Origin of the sequence: Pricia sp. (assembly GCF_041745955.1) — a bacterium.
Lineage (GTDB): Bacteria > Bacteroidota > Bacteroidia > Flavobacteriales > Flavobacteriaceae > Pricia.
Genome location: NZ_JBGTHY010000428.1, coordinates 1 through 7141 on the forward strand (window position 1 = coordinate 1; position 7141 = coordinate 7141).

Genomic DNA, 7141 nt, shown 5'->3' on the forward strand with positions numbered 1-7141 from the left:
GGCAGGAAAACTGGTGTTCCATCAGAACATCATGACCGAGCATGTGGCAAGACAGGTAAAGGAAATCTGCGACCATTACCCGGGCATAAAGCGGAGTATCGTTTCTTCGGTAGGAAACCTTGACCGCAAGGTTATTGCCGTACTGGCCGTGTTTTGCGAAGTGCACGAATTGAGCCACCTCTCTAAAACGCCCTTTAAAAATTCGTATGCTACGCCCCGGACCTTGGGTCTGGATCGGATCGCATTGGCCGCATCCGCGTTTTATTTCAATCCGAAGGGCAATTCCTTGGTAATCGATGCCGGTACCTGTATCACCTACGATATGGTAAACGACTATGGTGAATATCTGGGCGGTGCCATTTCTCCGGGGCTACATATGCGCTACCGGGCATTGCATGAACATACCGCAAAACTTCCCTTGCTAGAACCGGCGGCGTTTATCGATTTTATTGGAAATTCTACCGAGACAGGTATCCACAGCGGGGTAGTGAACGGCATTTGTCTCGAAATCGACGGCTCCATCGACCAGTACCGATCACGCTTTACAGATTTAACAGTTATTTTAACAGGCGGTGATGCCCAATTTTTGTCAAAGCGGCTAAAAAATACCATATTTGCGGATTCCAAATTTCTCCTGGAAGGATTAAACTATCTGTTGGAATATAACAAACACTAAAAGCATACATACCTCCGAAAACTGGGGGTTTGTTCCTGTAGCAAAGGAGTTCCGGAAACCAGCCTGCCGCCCATCCCGCAAGCAAGCAGGGCCGTCAGGTTAAAACCAAAGTGATTAAATGATCAGAAAAATAGGTTTTGTCATCGCGTATCTCACCCTAATGGGCATGTACGCCCAAGACGGTTCGATTTCCCCATACTCCTATTTTGGTCTCGGAGACATCAGGGAATCCAGTACGGTAGAAAATCAGATGATGGGCGGTATAGGTGTGTATGCCGATAGCATCCATATCAACCTGAACAACCCTGCCGCCTACAGTAAACTCGGGGTTCAGGCCGGAGATAATTTCGGTATTACCACCTACACGGCCGGCGTTTCACATAAACAGTTGCGTTTTAAAAGTTTCACCGAAGAGCAGAGCAGTTCCGTTACCAATCTGGACTATCTTGCATTGGGATTGAGCCTAAAAAAAGGTCTAGGCCTGGGCTTTGGAATAAGGCCCTACACCTCTGTGGGCTATAATTTTGAGGATTTAAGAGGTGCCGAGGGCTCTAGAATACTGAACGAATATTCCGGGGAAGGCGGTCTCAATAAAGTCTATGCTTCCTTAGGATATGAGTTCTTAAAAGATTGGAGTCTCGGGGTGACCGTCAATTACAACTTCGGTACCATTACTAGTGAAAGGGTGCAGAGTACTGAAAATGTACAGTTCGGGGCAAAGGATACAAGATCATCAAGAATTAACGGCATTGACCTGAATTATGCTTTAAACTATACCCCGGCCATCGATAAAAATCATACGCTGTTTACCTCTCTACGGGTAAATACGCAGGCAAATCTGTCCGCCCGCAACACAAAACAGATCGGTTCTTTTTCGTTGACCACCTCACAAGACATTGAGGTTATCGATGTAAATCTCGAAGCACAGGGCCTTAAGGATACCGGAGTCAAGATACCGACCACTACGACTTTGGGCGTCGGTTACGGCGAGAATATGAAATGGTTTTTAGGGGTAGAATACAGCTTCCAAAAACTGGATGATCTTTCGAACGAATTCTTGGAAATCGATAATCTGGTGTACGACAATGCCAGTACGATCGCTTTAGGCGGATTTTATATACCTGACAGGAACTCTTTTGAAAGTTACCTTAAAAGGGTGACTTATCGTGCGGGCTTCCGGTATGATCAGACGGGAATGGTGATCAACGACAAGGACATTAAAAATCTTGGCATAACTTTTGGAATAGGTTTACCGCTCGGCAACGGTCTTTCAAATCTTAATCTAGGTTTTGAATTGGGAAGAAAGGGGACTTCCGCCGCCGACCTTATTGAAGAAAGCTATTTCAAGGTTAACATTGGCTTGTCGCTGAACGATCAGTGGTTCCAAAAGAGGAAAATCAATTGAATTCGTTCCTGATCAGGACGGTTTAACCGAAGAATTGGAGAGGTTCTGATCGATATTAGGATAAAAATTACATTTAAACGGTCAAATTCTAAATTTCCTATGGTTCTCTTGGCAAAAAATTAGTACATTGACCCCCTCGGAACAATCAGCTCTCGATCGCTATCGGGACAAACTCTAAAACACGAATAAATATAGAAAAAATGAAAACTAAGATCTACGTCACTGCGATGCTTTTTCTTGGGGCTATGGGTTTAGGCAATGCCCAGGCCCAAAACCAAGAATGTATGACCAACCTTTCCATCTACGTTGAGCATGCAAAAGTCAAAAATTACGAAGCGGCCTACACGCCATGGAAAATGGTGTACGACAACTGTCCCGATATCAACAAGGCCAACTTTATTTATGGGGAACGGATTTTGAAGGATAAAATCGAGAAATCCTCAGGTGCCGATAAAGACGGATATATCAAGGATTTAGTGGCATTGCACGATAACAGCGCCAAGTATTTTCCGGAAAAATATACGCCGGCCGTTGTAGGCATTGATAAGGCCTTGCTCATGTACGAAAATAAGATGGGTTCCGATGTTGAAATCTACGACATGCTTCAAAAGGCTTTTGACGGAGATCCCAAAAATTTTAAGAACCCAAGGGCCTTATACCTATATTTCTCCAGCTTGGTCGATCTTCATAAAGGCGGAAGCAAAGATTTACAGGAAGTTTTCGACGTTTACGATAATGTCACCGAAAAAATAGAGGAAGAGAACAAGAAGCTTACCGATGTAATTACACAGTTACTGCCTAAAGATTCTACAGGTACGATAACTTCCAAAGAGCAAAGATCGTTGAAGATAGCTACTACCAATTCGGAATCGTACGGTAAGATTGCCGGTAGCGTCGATTCAAAATTGGGTGCCCTGGCCGATTGTGATAACCTTATACCGTTGTATCAAAAAAGTTTTGAAGAGAAAAAAGGGGATGTTAAATGGGTAAAGCGGGCCGTAGGTAGAATGTTCAGCAAAGAATGTACCGACGATCCTTTGTTCCGAAAACTGTTTGAGGCTCAATTGGCCTTGGAACCTTCGGCGCAAGCTTACATGTACGGCGGATTGTTAAAACAGAAAGCTGGCGATAGCAATGGCGCCTTGGATGATTTTAACAAAGCCGTGGGTCTGGAGACGGATTCCTATAAGAAATCGAATATCCTTTATAAAATTGCAACCATTTTACGCAAAACCAGTAAGTCACAGGCCCGAAATTATGCGCAACAGGCCATTAAGGCCGATGCGGCGAACGGTAAGGCCTATTTGTTGATTGCCAACTTGTATGCGACCAGTGCCAATGATTGCGGTAGCACCCCGTTCGAGAAACGTTCACTGTACTGGAAAGCGGCCGATATGGCCCGTCAGGCGGGTCGTGTCGATCCTGCCCTGAGTTCGAACGCCAGCCAGTCCGCTGCCAGTTATTCCGCGAAAGCGCCATCAAAGACCGATATTTTTAATTCGGGTATGGCTGGTAAGCAGATTACCTTCGATTGCTGGGTCGGCGGTAGCGTTACGGTACCGAATTTATAAGATGTTATCCATTCGAAAATATTCTTTTGAAAGTATTGCCACGACCTGTGTTATGGCAATACTTTTTTTTTCGTGTTCCGATACCTACAAAAGATCTGGCGAAGAAAAGGTGCCAATGGTCTATCCTATGGGTATAGCTGAAGATCTTACCTTTACCTATACCGAGGCTAAAACGGGGTTGGATAGTGAAGATTCGACCTCAACGAAGGTCATAGCGGTATTAAGAAGTCCTTTAAGGAACGATTTTACTAATTTGGAGTTTCCCTATCAGACTTTTCCTGACGGTCTTGTAGTAGATGTTTTTAATGACGAAGGCCAGAAAAATATAGTTAAGGCCGATTACGGTATTGTATATTCCGCTACGAATGTGATAGATTTGCAGGGCAATGTCATCATAGAGACACATGATGGTAAGATAATGGAAACAACACAAGTATATTGGGACCAGGATAATGATTGGGTATTTACCCAAGAAGAGTTCAAATATACCAATCCCGAGGATGGTTCCGTGATGTTCGGAACCGGCATGGATTTCAAAAATGAACCTTATTTTTTCAGTGCCCACAAAACCAATGGTTTGATGAGTATAAAAGAAGAATCGCAATGATCAAAATTTTAAGGTATACCGAGTATTTGTACCTAGGAGTGTTTTTTTTCTCCCTATATAGAATCTACACCGATTGGAACCTTGACCGACAGAATGCCTACTTGTTCGTTTTTTTTGCAATAGTATCCATCGGTATGTTTTTTTTCCGCAGAAACTACCGGAAGAAATTCGAACAGCGCAAGCGCGATAACGAACGTTGATTTTGGAAGCACCTATCCTCATAATCGTACTTTCCCTACTTTTTTCGGCTTTTTTCTCCGGGATGGAGATCGCGTTTATTTCCGCCAATAAGATCCACATCGAGATCGAGAAAAAACAGGATGGCTTTTTGGCCAAAGTGCTTACGCGGTTGACCAAAAAACCCTCGAAATTTATTGCCACAATGCTCATTGGCAATAACATCGCCTTGGTCATCTATGGCTTTTTTATGGGGGACTTGTTGATGTTGTGGTTTCAAAGTATGCTGCCGGTATCGAATAGCTTCCTGACCCTGATGCTGACCGATTTCAGTCTTTTGGTCCAGACAGTCATTTCGACGCTTATCATCCTGTTCACTGCTGAATTTTTACCGAAGGTGCTCTTCCAAATCTATGCGAACAATTTGTTGAAATTACTGGCCATTCCCGCCTACCTGTTCTATTTGGTGTTTTCGGTAATCTCGGATTTTATTATTTGGATATCCGATTTTATCTTAAAGACCTTTTTTAAGACCGATGGCGACGAGATACAACTTTCCTTCAGTAAAATAGAGCTGGGCGATTACATCACCGAACAGATGGAAACCGTGGAAGAGGAAGACGTGGTGGATTCCGAAATACAGATTTTTCAAAAAGCTTTGGAATTCTCGGCCGTAAAGGCCCGGGAAGTCATGGTGCCAAGAACCGAGATCAGCGCGGTCGAAATCCACGAAACCCCGAAAAACCTGGCGAAATTGTTTACCGAAACGGGACTCTCGAAAATTTTGATCTATAAAGATACCATTGACAATGTTATCGGGTATGTACATTCATACGAACTGTTTAAAAAACCGAAGACCATTAAAAGCATTCTATTGCCGGTTGAATTCGTGCCAGAGACCATGTTGATTCAAGATATTCTGAACATTCTCACCAAAAAACGAAAGAGTATCGCCGTGGTGTTGGACGAGTATGGCGGTACTTCGGGTCTGATGACCGTAGAAGATATCGTAGAGGAACTTTTTGGGGAAATTGAAGACGAACACGACACCACCGATCTTATCGAAGAACAGGTCGATGATAGTACCTATAAACTTTCCGCGAGGCTCGAAGTCGATTACCTGAACGAGATCTATAAATTCGAACTTCCCGAAAGCGATGAATATGAGACCTTGGGAGGCCTTATCGTGAACGAAAGGGGCGAGATACCCGAACAGGATTCTGAAATACGTATCGATAGATTTCAATTCACTATTCTCGAAGCGTCAAGTACCAAAATTGATTTGGTAACGCTACAGATTGTTGAGAAGGAGTGAATTTGATGCACGGTGCTCGGTGCACGAAGTCAGATGTTTAATTGTTTAGTCTAAGGTAAATGTTTAGCTCGTGTAATTCAAATTTGAAAAACCGATAATTAGGCAAGATGCCATGCAATTGGGTTCGAGCACCGAGCACCCTTCAATTCTATTTCCATAAGTTCGAGGAAAGTATTACTTTTGCACACTGATTTCAAAAAAACCATAAATGGCTATTTTAGAGAGTATAAGAAAACAGACGACAATCCTGATACTGATTATCGGTCTGGCGTTGTTCGCTTTTGTAGTTTCAGGCGTCTTTACAAGCGGCGAACTGGGCGGGGGCAAGGTAGGATCTAGCATCGCCGAAATAAATGGGGAAGAGGTGTCCATCGATGGCTTCCGCGAAAAGGTGGATATTGCTTCAAGAAATTCAGGACCGAACGCGTCTACCATGCAAACGGTAAACCAAGTGTGGGACCAAGAGGTCCGCAATACCATTATGGGGCAGCAACTCGAGCATCTAGGGTTGAATATCGAGCAGGACCAGATTATGAACTATATCGGTACGATTCCCGGATATGCCCAGAATCCCCAATTTCAAAACGAGAACGGTGTATTCGACCCGAATAAATTTCGGTCGTTTATCGCCGAGATCAAGGTCAACGAACCCGCGCAGTACAATTTTTGGTTGCAGAATGAAGCCTCCATCATACAAAGTGCCAAACAGCAGGCCTATTTCAATTTGGTCAAAGCCGGCGTCGGTGCTACTTTGAAAGAAGGGGAAATTGATTATCGCCTGGCCAACGATAAGATGGATATCAAATATGTGCGTATACCTTTTACCTCGATTCCCGATAGTTCGATTACCGTTTCCAAAAGCGAGATCCGCAGTTATATAGATGCGCACAAAGAAGATTTTAAGCAAGACGCCGCCCGCGATATACAGTTCGTGTACTTTGAGGAAAAACCTTCTACCGAAGATGAAAATGCGGTAAAGACTGCGCTTACCGAAGTTATGGAGGATAGGGTCGAGTACAACGACCGAACCGATACGAACGATACTTTGGGCGGTTTTAGAAATACCACCGATATGGCCGCATTCTTGGATCGCAATTCCGATATCAAATTGGATACCTTATACAAAGAGAAAAACCAATTGCCGACTAAATTTGCCGATACGTTGATGGCTTTACAGGTCGGTGAGATATTCGGACCATATCGCGATGGCGATTTTTTCAAAATCTCTAAAATGATGGATAGAAAAGCCAACGGTTCCGTTAAAGCCAGTCATATTTTAATTGGATATGAAGGCGCGGAAAGGGCGAATCCGGAGGTATCCCGAACCAAGGAAGAAGCTGAAACCGAAGCAAAGCGACTGTTGAGGGAAGCCCGAAAAAAGGATGCCAAG

Annotated in this window: 7 protein-coding genes; all 7 read left to right on the forward strand. The window is 43.8% G+C overall.

The genetic code is table 11. The features are described from left to right. On the forward strand, positions 1-676 hold a 676-nt coding region (locus tag ACEW8S_RS15120), incomplete at its 5' end, for a type III pantothenate kinase (RefSeq protein WP_373518961.1). 118 nt (positions 677-794) lie between these two features. Continuing rightward, positions 795-2081 (forward strand): hypothetical protein, encoded by a 1287-nt coding sequence (locus ACEW8S_RS15125; RefSeq protein ID WP_373518962.1) that lies wholly within the window; start codon positions 795-797, stop codon positions 2079-2081. A gap of 200 nt (positions 2082-2281) precedes the next feature. Further along, positions 2282-3652, forward strand: coding sequence for a tetratricopeptide repeat protein (locus tag ACEW8S_RS15130; protein ID WP_373518963.1), 1371 nt, complete (start codon positions 2282-2284; stop codon positions 3650-3652). A 52-nt stretch (positions 3653-3704) separates the two neighbouring features. Next, a complete protein-coding gene (gene lptC, locus ACEW8S_RS15135) occupies positions 3705-4259 on the forward strand; it encodes an LPS export ABC transporter periplasmic protein LptC (protein ID WP_373518964.1) in 555 nt (184 codons plus the stop codon). Beyond that, complete coding sequence (locus tag ACEW8S_RS15140; RefSeq protein ID WP_373518965.1) at positions 4256-4459, forward strand: hypothetical protein; 204 nt, start codon at positions 4256-4258, stop codon at positions 4457-4459. Before lptC ends, ACEW8S_RS15140 begins: the two co-directional genes overlap by 4 nt. 2 nt (positions 4460-4461) lie before the next feature. Beyond that, complete coding sequence (locus tag ACEW8S_RS15145; RefSeq protein ID WP_373518966.1) at positions 4462-5751, forward strand: hemolysin family protein; 1290 nt, start codon at positions 4462-4464, stop codon at positions 5749-5751. Between the two features lie 208 nt (positions 5752-5959). Beyond that, positions 5960-7141 (forward strand): peptidylprolyl isomerase (locus tag ACEW8S_RS15150; RefSeq protein WP_373518967.1); only part of this gene is annotated, 1182 nt, incomplete at its 3' end.